Source organism: Neiella litorisoli, assembly GCF_014773395.1.
Lineage (GTDB): Bacteria > Pseudomonadota > Gammaproteobacteria > Enterobacterales > Neiellaceae > Neiella > Neiella litorisoli.
Window position 1 is genome coordinate 1 of record NZ_JACXAF010000025.1, and the last position, 15,398, is coordinate 15,398.

Genomic DNA, 15,398 nt, shown 5'->3' on the forward strand with positions numbered 1-15,398 from the left:
AAAAGTAATGTGGAGATCAGATCGAAGTTCACGGAAAAAGTTCAAAAAAATCCCCGCCAATTGCTTAGCGGGGATTTGTGTATAAGAGACAGCCTTTGCGGTGGCTTTTTTTATGCTGGCATGTGGCCTGCGCTCTGATACTGTTAACGAGCTAGCTCAGTTGGCTCAGCACGGTATCAATACTAGGATTGAGTTTGTTAATCGCCAGCAACCTTGATTGATAACACTAAATCGATCAATGGTATGGCAATCGGATAAGGAGTCTTTATGGCAAAGGTAGCGGTTATTCTGGCAGGTTGTGGCGTCTTTGATGGCGCAGAGATTCATGAAGCAGTGTGCACCCTGTTGTCGTTGTCCCAGCGTGGTGTGCAATACCAATGTTTTGCACCCGATATTGAGCAGGCGCACGTGATTAATCATTTGACTGGTGCTGAAGTCGATGAAAGCCGCAATGTGCTCGTTGAGGCCGCACGCATTGCCAGAGGTGAAGTGACAGCGTTGGAGCAACTTCAAGCCAAAGACTTCGATGCGCTAATTGTCCCCGGTGGCTTTGGAGCGGCGAAGAACTTAAGCGACTTTGCTTTCAAAGGAACTGAGCTGACACTGGAGCCAAGTTTTCATCGCGCTCTGGAAGCGTTTGCCGACGCTGATAAACCGGTTGGCTTGCTGTGTATTGCGCCTGTTATTGCGCCACTCATTTATGGCCAAGGTGTTCAGGTGACCATTGGCTGCGATGCGGAAGTGGCGGCGGCTGTCGAAGCGCTTGGTGGCCAGCACATCGAGTCTGCCGTTGAACAAGTTGTGGTTGATGAGGCGAACCAATTAGTCACGGTGCCAGCTTACATGTTGGGACCAGATATTGCCTCGGTGGCTAAAGGCATTGATGCGTTAGTGGCCAAAGTATTGGAGTTAGCCGCCAAATAATGGCGACTGACACTGGAGCATCGCTATAAAATCACCGCGGCCAACCAACCTGCCGCGAGCAAGGGCAGGTTGTAATGGACAAAGGTTGGCACCACCGTATCCCAAATATGGTCGTGCTGGCCGTCTGCGTTTAATCCTGAGGTTGGCCCCAGCGTCGAGTCGGATGCTGGCGAGCCGGCATCGCCAAGCGCAGCAGCTGTGCCGACTAGGGCGATGGTGGCACTGACTGAAAACCCTAAGTTCATGCATAACGGCACATAAAGGGTCGCAATAATCGGAATGGTGCTAAAGCTGGAGCCAATGCCCATGGTGATCAGCAGGCCGACAACCAACATCGCAAAAGCAGCTAGCGGCTTATTGTCGGCAAAGTGCTGGGTCAGGCTATCCACTAACGTTGCGACATGTCCTGTTGCTTTGACCACTTCAGCAAAGCCAGAAGCTGCAATCATAATGAAACCAATCATCGCCATCAGCTTGAGGCCATCGTAAAACACGTCGTGGGTCTCATGCCATTTAACCACGCCGGTTACCGTAAACACAGCTAATCCCGCTAGCGAGCCGAGAATGATTGAGCCGGTTTGAAGTTGCGTGATCAGCGTTACAACAATCGCCAGTACGGCAAGCCAACGCTGACTCACCGACGGCAATTTGAGCTGTTTTTGCTCATTGATGTGTGCACTGGTATAGCTGCGGCGCTTACGGTAACTGAATAGTACAGCAATTAATAATCCACCCAGCATTCCCAACGCTGGCAGCGCCATTGCTGGCATCACCATGCTGGCTGAAGCGTTGAGGCCGTTGCCGTTGAGGTTAGCCAATAAGATCTCGTTGAGGAAAATGTTACCGAAGCCAACTGGCAGCAACATATAAGGAGTGACTAAACCAAAGGTCAGGACGCAGGCGACTAAACGCCGATCGAGCTGGAATTCGTTCATTAAACGAAGTAACGGCGGCACCAAAATTGGAATGAAGGCAATATGAACCGGGATCAGGTTTTGCGACATGATGGCCATCGCCAGCAATGCCGCTAGCATCAGCAGCTCAACGGTAAACGTTTGTTTGGCAGTGGGTTGATGACCAACTCGGGCAATAATGCTGTGGGCTAGCCACAGGGTGATGCCAGAACGTGATAAAGCTACCGCAAAGGCACCAAGCATGGCGTAACCCAATGCAATGGTAGCGCCGCCTCCGAGGCCTTTTTCAAATGCTTTGACCACGTCCGGCATGGCTAATCCTGCGCTGAGCCCCGCAACGACGGCACTAATGGTGAGAGCAATCACCACATTGATCCGGACTAGGCTCAGCAGCAACATCAGCGCCACAGCAATAACAACAGCGTTCATCAATCTCTCAATCTGTTAGGTTGTGGCACCGATCCTTCGAAGCGACAGAGGCAAAAGCAAAAGTTTAGTTGAGCTCGTTGAATAAGCGCTGATTAAAGCTCTTTTCACAGTAATGGCACTTCAGTACCACGCCTGACGCCGATTCACTAATGTGGAACTTAGTGTTCACCGGCTCTTCGTTACTAATGCAATTGCTATTTGGACAAGCCAATACCGAGTCGATCGCATCGGGCAGCGTGACCCGATATTTTTCCACCACCTCGTAGTTATCGATGACGTTGATGGTGGCATCCTTGGCAAACAGCGCCAATTGATTGGCTTGGGTAACATCAAATACGGTGTCTTCGACTTTGATGATGTCTTTTTTGCCCTGATGCTTGGAGCGCAAGTTTAAGCCAACGGTGATCGGGTGATCCTGATCGCTAAGTTGGAAAAACTTTAGAATGCGGATCCCCATACCGGCAGGAATGTGGTCGATCACCGTACCGTGGGCAATCGCTTCAACTTGTAATTTGTGTTGTGGCATCAGGCAAACTCCTCGGACAGAACGAGTGCTAATAGCGCTTGGCGGGCATACACGCCGTTTTCAGCCTGTTCAAAGTAATAGGCGTGCGGGGTGGCATCGACATCTGTGGTGATTTCATCAACCCGTGGCAGCGGATGCAGCACTTTCAAGTTCTGTTTCGCATTGGCCAGCATTTTTGCGGTCAGAATGTAGTTCGCCTTCATGTGCTGGTATTCGGTTGGATCGAATCGTTCTTTTTGCACCCGCGTCATGTACAGCACGTCGAGTTTCGGGATCACCGCTTCTAGATCGTCGACCACTTCGAAGTTGACGCCCGCTTGGTTGAGCTCTTCACACAAGTAATCTGGCATGGCTAACGCCGCAGGCGAAACAAAATAGAACTTACAGCCGAACAACGACAACGCCTGCGCCAATGAATGCACGGTGCGGCCGTATTTTAAGTCGCCAACAAAGGCCACATTTAACCCTTCCAAAGTGCCCTGAGTTTCATAAATCGAAAACAAATCGAGCAGGGTCTGAGTTGGATGTTGGTTGGCGCCGTCGCCACCGTTGATCACCGGTACGCTGGAGAACTCTGACGCGAGGCGGGCGGCACCTTCTTTAGGGTGGCGCATGAAAAATGCGTCGGTGTAGGACGAAATCACTTTGACCGAGTCGGCCAGTGTTTCGCCTTTTTGCGCCAACGAGGTATTGCCACCCGAGTCGAAACCAATAACGGTGCCGCCAAGGCGTTGCACGGCGGTTTCAAACGACAACCGAGTGCGAGTCGACGCTTCAAAGAAGCAGCTGGCGACAACCTTGTTGGTGAGTAAATCGGGCCGAGGGCTTTGTTTTAGCTGCTTTGCAGTAGCGACAATGAGTTCAAGTTCGTCGCGAGATAAATCAGCAATAGAAATAATGTGCTTGTTGTGGAGCGGATTGGTCATGCTGCTTCCCTGAGGATACGGCAGTTGCCGACGTGCCTGATGGCCAGGCACAGCCGGAGCGCGATTATAGCAAAGCAATGTCAGCAGAGCGACAGCTTCGATTGCGCTTCTAATGGAAAAATTGCGTTACATCATATTCGGCTGACGGCCATAGCAAAAAAGATGAATTACATTTGCAACCAAATAGTTGTCAGCAATATCAGCGCCGTCATTAGTAATAGCAATTGCCACTTCCAACGCGCCAGCTGCCATGAAATGGGCTGCCAACTGATTTGCCTGCCCGTTATTTTGGCCCATGCGATAGCCAACAGGCCAGCACTGAGCAATCCGGTTAAGTTCCACCACAGCCAAGAAACACTGGGCAAACAAAGCCAGATAAGGATATTAGCGGCTAGCCCAGCAATAAAGCCGAACAATGTGGCAGATGCGCCGATTGATGGAGCAAAGATTGCGATGGCGAATATCGCCAGCAATGGACCATTGGCCAACGAGCCGACTTTATTAATCGCTTCGAGTACGGTCGGGGCAATGTGTTCAACCTGATACGACAGTAACACGGCAAACGCTCCCCAGCCAAAGGTGGCAATTTTAGATGCGAGGAATAACTGTTTTTCTGAGAGTTTGCTGTAGCGATTGACGTAATCTTCAACGGTGCTGGCAGATAAGCTGTTGAGCGCCGAGTCGATTGATGACATGGCAGCGGCAAACAAGCCAACCATGGCTAAGCCGGCGAGGCCTGGGGCGAATTCAAGACTGACGAAGGCTGGAAAGACTAAGTTGAAATTGGGCGCACCGTTACTGGTGGTTGGTAGGGACGCGATGAATGTTGGTTGCTCAATGGCATAAGCGGCAAGACCTAAGCCGACTAGGCAATAGCACAACACCAAAGGAAAACGCAGCAGGCCATTGAGCATTAAAACGGTTTGGGTGGTTGCCGGTGTGTTAGCTGATAGCAGACGCTGGGCCTGACTTTGGTCGCAGCCATAGTAGGCTACATAGAGAAACAAGCCACCGAAAAACATTGGCCAGAAACCATACTGATTACCGGACATCAAGCCCCAATCGTTGGCCAGCGCCTGGGTTCTATCGGTCAAACTATGGTAGTGGTTGAACAGTGGATCCGATAACCAAAGTAGTGCCAATACCACGGCGCCAAATAGCAGCACCATTTGCACCACATCACTGATCACCACCGCTTTCATGCCACCCATCAAATCGTAGGCAATGGTGATCCCCATTAGTAAGATCACGGCGGTGGTATAAGAAACGCCGGTCAATAGGGCAATGACCGATGCCACGCCATAGACGGTGACACCGGTTGCGACACCTCGAAAGAACAAAAAGCAGCCACTGGCAACCAGTCGGCAGCGAACATCCAGCCGCTGTTCTAGAAATTCATAAATGGAAATCACATTGGCTTTGCGAATAGGCATGAAGACCAGACAAAGCAGCAACATGGCTAAAGGCACCGCTAGCTCATACTGCAGCCACAACAGGCCGCCTCCAGCAACAAAACCAACGAAAGCTGGCGCCCCGAGAAGGCTGTTTGTTGAGCATTGCGTGGCGACAATCGAGGTTGCCAACGTCCAGCTTGGCAGGGACTTACCGGCGAGGTAGTAATCGGCTCGCGAACGCTGTTTTCGGCCCAAATACCATGCTCCGAGCAGCATTAACACTAAATAAGTGGCGATCACCCACCAGTCCAAAACATCCATGTCATCAGCCCTAAGTCCGTTGCCCACTTCCATCATAGAGCTTTTAATGTCGTCAGCGCTAGTTAGACAGTTATGGGTAACTAGCGCTGCCATGCTCCGGCATGGCGGCGCGTAGAAACCAAAAGAGCCGCTTAAAGCGGCTCTTTTGCGAGTTGCGGCGACAACGGCATTATTGGGTTTGTGTCGCTTGTTGCTGCTGGATCACTGATGGATCAGGCAGCAAAGTCACACGGTAGGTGCTGCCTTGGCTGAGCAATTTCACAGTGTCGCCAATGTTGATTGGCGCTTCTTGTTCTGAATTTGCTTGTACGACTGAAATGACATTGCCATTTTCCAGCCGAATGGTGTACTCCGTGCCTTGTTGTTGGGTGAGCTTTTCTTCTGCTGCTGCACCGGCTGCGGCACCTACAATGGCGCCCACAACGGTCGCAATATCTTTACCTTTGCCGCCACCAACAGCGGATCCTGCCACGCCACCTAAGGCACCGCCAGCTGCAGAGCCAGCCACCGTTTTGGTGCCTTCAATATTAACCAGTTGCATGTCTAACACGGTGCCAATTTCAACCCGTTGCACTTTGCGTGCTTCAGAGCGCGAGTAGTCGCGACCGGTTTGGCTAGAGGGCACACAGGCCGTTAAAGTGAACGCAGTGGCAAACAACACAATCATTAAACGCTTCATATCGAACCTACTTAGTCAAATTTGATCGGGCATCAACATCCCTGAGACAGGCCCTCAATGGCCCACCATGAATTGCTGTTAGCGGATACTTTAGTTGCTCACCGAAACTAAATAAACCGCAAAATTGTATTAATTTGTAGCTTAATGATAACCGTTGAACTTACCCTGAACCATTGCTTGAAGCTGCCCCAGAGCCGTGTACACTTTCGGTATTAACTTCCCAAAAAGCAAAGAGATCCGCATGACAAGGAATTCTATCACCCTATTGCTGTCTGCTTCGCTGTTGCTTGGCGCTTGTACCTCAACGCCAACAGGCCGCTCGCAGTTAGCTTTTCAAGATTCTGGCAAAATGGCCGCGATGGGTGCGCAATCATTTGAGCAATTAAAGCAAAAAGAAAAGGTGAGTCAGTCCAAAGCGTTAAACGACTATGCTCAGTGTGTGTCCCGAGCCATCGTCAATGAGGTGCCTGAATCTTTTGGATACCAGCCAGACTCATGGGAAGTGGTGGTGTTTGACAGCGATCAAGTGAATGCCTTTGCCTTACCCGGTGCCAAAATTGGCGTGTACACCGGTTTGATGCGCGTTGCCGACAACCAAGATCAGCTGGCCGCGGTGATTGGTCACGAGGTGGCACACGTACTAGCAAAACATTCGAATGAGCGAATGAGCACCCAAATCCTAACCTCCGTGGGCTTGCTAGCGGCTGGTGTCGCACTGAGTGATAGCGACAATAAGGGCTTGTACATGGCAGTGCTTGGCGCTGGCGCGGCCTATGGTGTGATCTTGCCTTATAGTCGGGTGCATGAGTCAGAGGCCGATCACATGGGGCAAGATCTGATGGCGCAGGCTGGATTCGATCCTGAAGCGGCAGTCGAACTCTGGCACAACATGGCCAAAGCCTCCGGTGGCAAGCAACCGCCTGAGCTGATGTCGACGCACCCGTCTCACCAGACTCGGATCAGCGATTTAACCCAAGGACTGGCGCAATTTGAGCCGATTTACCAGCAGGCTCAAGCCAGTGGCAAGCGGCCTAATTGCGTTAAGCCGGATATGCCACCACCAGCCGAAAAGGAAAGCTAGGCTTTTCTGCCCACCACAATGCTAATTACCGATGTGATCGCCAGCAGCATGACGTAGTAGCTGTTGGCAACCACGGTCATTGGCGCCAAACCAAAACTTGAACCCAGTAATAGCGCTTGCGCGCCCCACGGGATCATGCCTTGACTAATGCAGCTGAAAATATCGAGCAAGCTGGCACTTCGTTTGGGAGCAATATGTTGCTCTTGAGCTAGATTACGAGCGACATCACCGCAGACAATAATGGAAACCGTGTTGTTGGCGGTACAGCAATTGGTCACTGCCACCATGCCGGCTAATGCTGATTCGGTGGCGCGTTTACTTTGTTGTTGTTTACCGAGTTTGTTAATCAGTCGTTGGCACTGGACTGTGATGTAAGCAAGGCCACCTTGATGCTTGATCAGCTGACTAAGGCCGCCAATCAACATCGACAAGACAAAAATCTCCTGCATTTTGGTAAAGCCTTGGTAGATGTCCTTAGTGAACTGCAACACGGCGTAATCCGCTTGCACAAAGCCAATGACGCCTGCTAACACAATACCGATCGCCAGCACCACAAATACATTGAGGCCTGCAACCGCGAGCACCAAGATGGTCAAATAGGGCAGTACCAGCAACCAGTCGACGGGGTTCGTCGGCGCAGGCGAGGTATCTGGTTGCAGCCAATAAAATAACGCTAACGCAAGCAAAGCGGCGGGAACCGCGATATGCAGGTTTTCGCGAAATTTGTCACGCATGCTACTGCCCTGAGTGCGAGCTGAAGCGATGGTGGTGTCTGATATGACCGATAAGTTGTCGCCGAACATGGCGCCACTGAGCACGGTACCAGCCATCAGCGCCGGATTGATGTCGGCACTCTCGGAGATCCCTAACGCGACCGGCGCAATGGCCGCAATGGTGCCCATTGAAGTGCCCATGGCAGTGGCAACAAAACCAGAAATAATGAAAATGCCGGGCAAAATAAAGGGCTCTGGTAATAGTGACAAACCAAGGTTTACCGTGGCTTCGACACCGCCAGTTGCTTGTGCCACCGACGAAAATGCGCCAGCCAGCAAATAAATCAAACACATGGTGATAATGGTGTTTTGGCCAGCGCCAGCCATAAAGGTATTGAGGCTGTCATTGAGTGGTTGACGATTGAGCCATAGCGCCAGCACGATTGCCGGTAAAATAGCGACAGGCGCAGGTAATTGGTAAAACGCGTACGCTGTCTGCTGCTGCGTCAGAATGATGCCTGTGCCAACAAACAACAATAAAAACAGGGCAAATGGCAGCAAGGCTAAGCCATTTGGCTCAATGGTGTGAGAAGCAGGTTTGGTCATTCAAATGCCTAATTCGAAGGAATGATTCTTGTTTATTTTGGTATTGTGGCATGTTGCCCGCTTAGGGTTAAACAACCACACCACAAATCTCTATTTTTATTCAGCTAAGTAACTGAGTTCACTCATCTTGATGAAATAATTCAAAACTTGAAAAAATTTTCTTTACAACTCAAAAAAGCGACTACACTTGAAACCAAGCCGTTGCACAGACAACGGTTTAACCCAGCGAGTTCCCTAAAATCTATATAAAAAGGGAAACGATTGGCAAAGCAAAATAGGCTATCTAACAATAATAATCTGTGCGCAACAGATAAAAGGCTAATCCCCTCACAGCCGGCAAGCGATTGCTGGCTTTTCTTTCTCTGCTCAAGCGGGGTATCGAGAGAGGGGCTGACAACCACAACAAAAACGCCGGTCTTAGACCGGCGTTTTTGTTTGTCATCAACCGCAGTACCTGCGTGACCGATTAGTGCTCATGAGCGGGGCAGGTTGGCATGTACTCCACCAATCGCGAGATCCCCCAAGTATTACCGGATGGCGCCACTGAATTTCCTTCGAGTTCAAAATAAAGCGGCCCGCGAACTTTTTCTCGATGACCAATTTCATTCATGGTGCTGGTGTCATAGACCCGACCGTTGATCACCACCATGCTCACCGAATCGGTATTGCGAATATCGTCGAGCGGGTTTTTATCAAGGATCACCAGATCGGCTAACTTGCCTTGTTCAATAGAGCCTAATTCATGACTCAGGCCAAGGAAGTCGGCGCCATTGGCGGTTGCTGCGCGCAACATTTCCATCGGCGTGAAGCCGCCTTGGGCCAGCATCCACATTTCCCAGTGATAGGCGAGCCCTTGCAATTGGCCATGTGAGCCAACATTGACCTTCACCCCACGATCGCTGAGCGCTTTCGCTGACTTGGCTACTGTTTGATAAAAGTAGTCATGTTCCGGCGTTTTGGTCCGGCGCATGGCCCGAGCACGAAGCTCTGCTGCGGAGGTGTACTTGGTTAACAGCGGATGCTGCCACACATCGTCATGCTGATACCAGTAGTACTCACCACTAATACCACCATAGCTGACCACTAGCGTTGGTGTATAACTCACATCTTTGGCTGCAGTCCACAGTTGCAATACATCTTCGTACAACGGTGCAATGGGCAAATTGTGCTCGACGCTAGTCGAACCGTCGATGATCTGAGTGAGGTTGTTGTAGAACGTTGAACCACCCTCTGGGTACACCGAAATTCCTAACTGTCGTGCAGCTTCAAGGATTTGCTGACGCTGATCGCGGCGCGGTTGGTTGTAACTCTTAATTGAAAACGCGCCCTGTGCTTGCAAGCGCTTAAGGTGCAGTTTGGCATCTTCAAGGCTATCGATCTGCACTTTATAATCGCCGCCTGCACCGTAAATAATGCCGCCAGTGGAGAAGACCCGAGGGCCAACCATCAGGCCTGCGCGAACGAGCTCCGACTGACTAAATACCGTTTCGGTATTGGCAGAAGGGTCGTGTGTGGTGGTGACCCCGAATGCCAGATTTGCATAGTACGCAGGGTTGCTCTGCGGCAGTGGGCTGCTTGGGAAATGGTTAACGTGAGCATGGGCATCAATAAAACCAGGCAGCACGGTCTTCCCTGCCAAATCAATCACCAATGCATCGTCTGGGATCTCAATGGTTTCAGCAGCGCCGACGCTGATAATACGATTGCCGTCGGTGATCACTGTCCCTTGTGGCAGCACTTCATCACCATTCATGGTGATCACGCGGCCATTGGTATACGCAATTTTCCCTTCGGGGTTGTCTTGTTTGACGCTGATATCAATGGCCTGTTGGCTTTCGCTACCATCGTTGAGCTGATAGCTATAAACGGTTTTGCCCAGTCCCCAATGCAGCGCATCTTTGGAGAAATGCAGGTAGTTGCCGGCGGCATTATCCATGGCGGTAACGGCTAGCGAACTGATGTCGTCATTGAGTTCTTGAACGTTGCCAGTGGCAACATATGGCACCAAGAAGACTTTGAAACCGTCTTGAATCGCGAGGTACTGACCGTCAAGACTCAGCGCCACATAAGTCGTTGAGCCCAATTTAAAGACATCTTTCTGATCGCCGCCATTGACTGAGTAACTGACCAGTTTTTTGTCATCGTTGTAGCCGTCAATCACCCAAATCCGATCGCCTGCCGGTGAAAACATCGGCATTCGGCCGCTGCGGGCAACAAAATGTGCGGTTTTATCGAATAACTTTTGCCAGTAAATGCCGGGTTCAGTGCCGTGGGCAAAACCACGCAAGTTGTTACCGCCGGTTTTCTGATAGACCACACTATCGCTGTCGGGCGAGAACTTAGGGTTTAGGTAGTGTCCCGGCTTGGCGGTGATACGAGTGGGAGAAGACACGCCGCGACGGCCTTTCCAGTTGGCCACGTAAACATGGCCATATTCGCCATCCTCCCAGTTGGTAAAGACAATGCGGCGACCATCAGGGCTAAATGACGGGCTGTATTGGAAGCCAGCGAGCTTGAATAATCGTTTCGGTTTACCGCCGGAGACCGGTTGTGAGTACAGCGAACCGAGCGCGTGAAAGACCCGGTATTTGCCATCTGGCGAGGTGGCAATATCACGGATCATCTTGACGTCAAATTGCTTGCTGTCAATTTCTGGGTTGGCTTTGACGGCGTGAGTCAGCGTCATGTCAACATCGGCTTCAAACGGGATTTCGGCTACGCGGCCACTGTCGATGTCGATTTGATGAATTTTACCTTTGGCCCAAAACACCAAACTTTCGCTATCTGGAGTCCAAGCAAAATTTGGCGACACGCCAAAAATCGCCCAAGCTTCTTGCTGATCATGATCAAGCTCGGAGTAAAGCGCCGTTTGACTGCCCGAATCGCGATCGTAAAGGTACAGCACCGATTGATGATCGACGCGCTTCACAAACGCCAGATATTTGCCATCGGGTGAAACGGTTGGCCTTACTGCACCACCGGGGCCAGATAGCAAGGTAATGATCTCGCCGGTTTTCAAATCACGGCGTTTGATGCTGTAAATCCCTTTATGGGGGTCTTTGTTGTACTGAAAGTAGGGGCCTTGGGTGGTGTCCTGACTGTAAAACAAGAAACGCCCGTCGGGGGATACGGAAGGCTCGTTGACGTCTTGTTGCTCATTGGGCTTATCGGTCAGGCGTAGGCCTTTACCGCCATCAAGATGGAATAGCCACATTTCACCTGAGCCCATTGAGCGCGTCCCTGTGAAATGCTTGCGGGCGATGATCGCTTTGCCATCAGGCGTCCAAGTTGGATTCATCAGCAAGCGGAAGTCTTCATTGGTAATGGCTTTTTCTTCACCACTGGCAATGTCCATTAACCAGATATTGTTGCCGCCTTCACGGTCACTGATATAGGCCAACGATTTGCCATCTGGCGAAAACTTGGGCTGGATTTCTTGTGCCGTCGAAGTGGTCAGGCGCATGGCTTTGCCGCCATCAATTGGCAGTAGGTAAAGATCGCCCAATAAATCAAATACGATTTGCTCACCGTCTGGGCTGACATCGATATTGAGCCAGGTACCTTCGTCGGTCGTGAATTGCAGCTGATGGTTAGAGCCACTGAATTCTGTCGGTTGTTCGGTGGCTTCACTTGCTGCCACTTGGCCGTCGGTATCGGCAGTATTGGCTAGGCTTGTGGGAGCCCAAAGTATGGCGCACAGGCTAGAGCATACGGCGGTGCGTAATGCGGCTAATCGCAGTGATTTCATATGACGGTGATCCTTGACAGGTAGTATGCATGAGCTCTCTAATCGGAGCTCTAAATGAGAATCGCTATAAGCCTCAGAGCATATCATGTGGCCAAAGCAAAACGTACCATTTCACGGCTTTTCGCCACCAATTGGCCGATATTTACTGTAAGACTGTGACAAGTCGCATTTTTGTTAATAGCCAAGCCCCTACAGTTGCTCAGGTAATTAGCACTGAAAACAACTAGTTAAATAGCATGTGAGGTGGCTCATTTTGTGACCTGAAACGCGCTTTTGTGGTTTCGAGAATCAGCTCAAGACGAGGCCAAAACCTTGTGATATGCTGTGCCACTTATTTTAATCCAATCGTGATGCGGTTGGATGTTGGGCTACTGCCCAAAATGCGATCAATTGAGCTACTAGTTTAGCTTGCTATTAGTTAATGGAATTTTGCTTCTATGAGTGATCTGGCTAAAGAGATCAGCCCCGTCAATATTGAAGACGAACTGAAAAGTTCTTACCTCGATTACGCCATGAGCGTGATTGTGGGTCGTGCCCTCCCTGATGTGCGAGATGGCCTCAAGCCTGTACACCGTCGTGTGCTGTTCGCGATGAACGAACTGAGCAACGACTGGAACAAACCTTTTAAGAAATCAGCCCGTGTGGTTGGTGATGTGATTGGTAAATATCACCCGCACGGTGACTCAGCGGTATACGACACTATTGTTCGTATGGCGCAACCCTTCTCTTTGCGTTACATGCTGGTTGATGGCCAGGGTAACTTCGGTTCAGTTGACGGCGATTCTGCAGCAGCGATGCGTTATACCGAGGTTCGGATGGCGCGTATTTCCCATGAGTTGTTGGCTGACTTAGAGAAAGAAACGGTCAATTACGTGCCGAACTATGACGGCACCGAACAGATCCCTGAAGTACTGCCGACCAAGGTACCGAACTTACTGGTCAATGGCTCGAGCGGCATTGCGGTTGGTATGGCGACCAACATCCCGCCACACAACCTGACTGAAGTGATTGATGGTTGCTTGGCGTATATCAAAGATGAAGCCATCACCATTGATGAGCTAATGCAGTACATTCCCGGCCCCGATTTCCCAACTGCGGGTATTATCAGCGGTCGCAAAGGCATCATTGATGCGTATCGCACGGGTCGCGGCAAGATTTATGTTCGCGCCAAAGCCGATATTGAAGCCGATAGCTCGGGTAAAGAAACCATCATCGTTACCGAGCTGCCGTATCAGGTCAACAAAGCGCGCCTGATTGAGAAAATGGCCGAGCTGGTCAAAGACAAGAAAATTGAAGGCATTACTGGCCTGCGTGACGAGTCGGACAAAGACGGCATGCGCATGGTCATTGAATTGCGCCGTGGTGAAGTGGGTGAAGTTGTTCTTAACAACTTATATGCCCAAACCCAAATGCAAACCGTGTTTGGTATTAACATGGTGGCGCTGGACAAGAACCAGCCGCGTTTATTCAATCTCAAAGACGTCATCGAAGCATTCGTTCAACACCGCCGTGAAGTGGTGACTCGCCGCACCGTATTCGAATTGCGCAAAGCCCGCGAGCGTGCCCATATCCTTGAAGGTTTGGCGATTGCTCTGGCCAACATTGATCCGGTTATTGAACTCATCCGCCACTCGAAAACACCAGCCGAAGCGAAAGCGCAGTTGGTTGCTCGTGGTTGGGAGCTGGGTAACGTCGCTGCCATGCTGCAAAGCGCTGGCCAAGATGCGGCACGCCCAGAATGGCTGGAGCCACAGTTTGGCATTCGTGATGACAACCAGTACTACCTGACCGAAGAGCAAGCCCAAGCCATTCTTGACTTGCGCTTGAACAAGCTGACTGGCCTTGAACACGAGAAGATCCTTGATGAGTACAAAGAGCTTCTCGAACTGATTGCTGAATTACTCCACATCTTGGGTAGCCCTGCGCGCCTGATGGAAGTGATTGAAGAAGAGCTTCACGCCATCAAAGAGCAATATGGTGATGAGCGCCGCACGGAAATCACCGCTGCTAGCCATGACATCGCCATTGAAGATCTGATTGCTGAAGAAGATGTGGTGGTAACGCTCTCTCATGAGGGCTACGTTAAGTATCAGCCGCTGGCTGATTACGAGGCGCAGCGCCGCGGTGGTAAAGGCAAAGCCGCTACTAAGATGAAGGATGAAGACTTCATTGAGCGCTTGCTGGTGGCATCAACGCACGATCAAATCTTGTGTTTCTCGTCGATTGGTAAAGTCTATTGGCTGAAGGTATTCCAACTGCCGCTAGCCAGTCGCACTGCACGTGGTAAGCCAATCGTCAACATTCTGCCGCTGGACGAAGATGAGCGCATTACGGCCATCTTGCCGGTGAAAGAATTTGCTGACGATAAGTTCGTGTTGTTTGCTACCGCCTCAGGCACCGTCAAGAAAACACCATTGAGTGCTTATTCGCGCCCATTAAGCTCAGGCATTCGCGCCATCAATTTAGTTGAAGGCGACCACTTGATTGGCGTGGCGCTGACCACAGGCTCGGATGACATCATGCTGTTCTCTGATGCCGGTAAAGTGGTTCGCTTTAACGAGCAGGCGCGAGACAGTGAAACTGGCGAAGTGAAAATTGACCCAGAAACTGGCGAGCCAATGATGGCGCTGCGACCAATGGGGCGCACAGCAACTGGTGTTCGAGGCATTAAATTGCAGCCGGATCAAAAAGTGGTGTCACTCATTGTGCCGCATAGCGACGGTCCGATTCTGACCGTGACCGAAAATGGTTATGGTAAGCGCACCGAGCTTGCTGAATACGGCGCTAAGAGCCGTGCCACCCAAGGTGTGGTTTCAATCAAAGTGAGCGAGCGCAACGGTAAAGTGGTAGGTGCTGTTCAGGTCGATGAAAACGACGAGATCATGATGATCACCAACGGCGGCACCCTGGTTCGTACCCGCGTCCATGAAGTGTCGCTGGTTGGCCGTAATACTCAGGGCGTGACCTTGATTAAGACGGCCAAAGATGAACTGGTTGTTGGCCTGCAGCGTATTGAAGAAGTGGATGAAGAAGACGTCATCGATAGCGTTGACGGTGAAGCTTCTGAAGTTGCAGCCGAACAAAGTGGCGCCGCTGAAGACAACAATTCGCCAGCAGAAGGCGATGCAACGGAATAA

10 protein-coding genes are annotated in these 15,398 nt (G+C 50.9%); 3 read left to right on the plus strand and 7 right to left on the minus strand.

The window, feature by feature from the left end; genetic code table 11:
* Positions 1–267 precede the first annotated feature (267 nt).
* The gene (elbB, locus tag IC617_RS15945; protein ID WP_191145985.1) at positions 268–924 is read left to right on the plus strand and encodes an isoprenoid biosynthesis glyoxalase ElbB; all 657 of its coding nucleotides are present in this window, start codon (positions 268–270) and stop codon (positions 922–924) included.
* Between the two features lie 23 nt (positions 925–947).
* Here elbB and IC617_RS15950 read toward each other — a convergent pair whose 3' ends face one another.
* The 5 genes from IC617_RS15950 to IC617_RS15970 form a co-directional block, all read right to left on the minus strand.
* On the minus strand, positions 948–2,267 hold the full coding sequence (locus IC617_RS15950) for a Na+/H+ antiporter family protein (protein ID WP_191145986.1): 1,320 nt from the start codon (positions 2,265–2,267) through the stop codon (positions 948–950).
* 64 nt (positions 2,268–2,331) lie between these two features.
* Entirely contained in the window at positions 2,332–2,793 is a 462-nt protein-coding gene (gene pyrI, locus IC617_RS15955; protein WP_191145987.1) for an aspartate carbamoyltransferase regulatory subunit, read from the minus strand.
* A complete protein-coding gene (gene pyrB, locus IC617_RS15960; protein ID WP_191145988.1) occupies positions 2,793–3,719 on the minus strand; it encodes an aspartate carbamoyltransferase in 927 nt (308 codons plus the stop codon). Before pyrB ends, pyrI begins: the two co-directional genes overlap by 1 nt.
* A gap of 167 nt (positions 3,720–3,886) precedes the next feature.
* A complete protein-coding gene (locus tag IC617_RS15965) occupies positions 3,887–5,527 on the minus strand; it encodes a sodium:solute symporter family transporter (protein ID WP_224746075.1) in 1,641 nt (546 codons plus the stop codon).
* Positions 5,528–5,603: 76 nt separating this feature from the next.
* A complete protein-coding gene (locus IC617_RS15970) occupies positions 5,604–6,113 on the minus strand; it encodes an outer membrane lipoprotein (RefSeq protein WP_191145989.1) in 510 nt (169 codons plus the stop codon).
* Positions 6,114–6,354: 241 nt separating this feature from the next.
* Here IC617_RS15970 and IC617_RS15975 point away from each other — a divergent pair, with 241 nt between their 5' ends.
* Positions 6,355–7,194: a M48 family metallopeptidase gene (locus IC617_RS15975; protein ID WP_191145990.1), complete on the plus strand. Its 840-nt coding sequence runs from the start codon at positions 6,355–6,357 to the stop codon at positions 7,192–7,194.
* Here the strand turns inward: IC617_RS15975 and IC617_RS15980 are convergent.
* Both IC617_RS15980 and IC617_RS15985 read right to left on the minus strand, forming a co-directional pair.
* On the minus strand, positions 7,191–8,513 hold the full coding sequence (locus tag IC617_RS15980) for a Na+/H+ antiporter NhaC family protein (RefSeq protein ID WP_191145991.1): 1,323 nt from the start codon (positions 8,511–8,513) through the stop codon (positions 7,191–7,193). The genes IC617_RS15975 and IC617_RS15980 overlap by 4 nt on opposite strands.
* Before the next feature lie 466 nt (positions 8,514–8,979).
* Entirely contained in the window at positions 8,980–12,261 is a 3,282-nt protein-coding gene (locus tag IC617_RS15985; RefSeq protein WP_191145992.1) for an amidohydrolase family protein, read from the minus strand.
* 437 nt (positions 12,262–12,698) lie between these two features.
* Between IC617_RS15985 and gyrA the strand changes: the two genes are divergently transcribed.
* A complete protein-coding gene (gene gyrA, locus IC617_RS15990) occupies positions 12,699–15,398 on the plus strand; it encodes a DNA topoisomerase (ATP-hydrolyzing) subunit A (protein ID WP_191145993.1) in 2,700 nt (899 codons plus the stop codon).

What these genes read in the sequence shown, in the direction of transcription:
- IC617_RS15970 (WP_191145989.1), bottom strand. Translation starts at nt 6,113, where the DNA reads ATGAAGCGTTTAATGATTGTGTTGTTTGCCACTGCGTTCACTTTAACG.
- IC617_RS15980 (WP_191145991.1), bottom strand. Translation starts at nt 8,513, where the DNA reads ATGACCAAACCTGCTTCTCACACCATTGAGCCAAATGGCTTAGCCTTG.
- gyrA (WP_191145993.1), top strand. Translation starts at nt 12,699, where the DNA reads ATGAGTGATCTGGCTAAAGAGATCAGCCCCGTCAATATTGAAGACGAA.
- pyrI (WP_191145987.1), bottom strand. Translation starts at nt 2,793, where the DNA reads ATGCCACAACACAAATTACAAGTTGAAGCGATTGCCCACGGTACGGTG.
- elbB (WP_191145985.1), top strand. Translation starts at nt 268, where the DNA reads ATGGCAAAGGTAGCGGTTATTCTGGCAGGTTGTGGCGTCTTTGATGGC.
- IC617_RS15965 (WP_224746075.1), bottom strand. Translation starts at nt 5,527, where the DNA reads ATGGCAGCGCTAGTTACCCATAACTGTCTAACTAGCGCTGACGACATT.
- pyrB (WP_191145988.1), bottom strand. Translation starts at nt 3,719, where the DNA reads ATGACCAATCCGCTCCACAACAAGCACATTATTTCTATTGCTGATTTA.
- IC617_RS15950 (WP_191145986.1), bottom strand. Translation starts at nt 2,267, where the DNA reads ATGAACGCTGTTGTTATTGCTGTGGCGCTGATGTTGCTGCTGAGCCTA.
- IC617_RS15975 (WP_191145990.1), top strand. Translation starts at nt 6,355, where the DNA reads ATGACAAGGAATTCTATCACCCTATTGCTGTCTGCTTCGCTGTTGCTT.
- IC617_RS15985 (WP_191145992.1), bottom strand. Translation starts at nt 12,261, where the DNA reads ATGAAATCACTGCGATTAGCCGCATTACGCACCGCCGTATGCTCTAGC.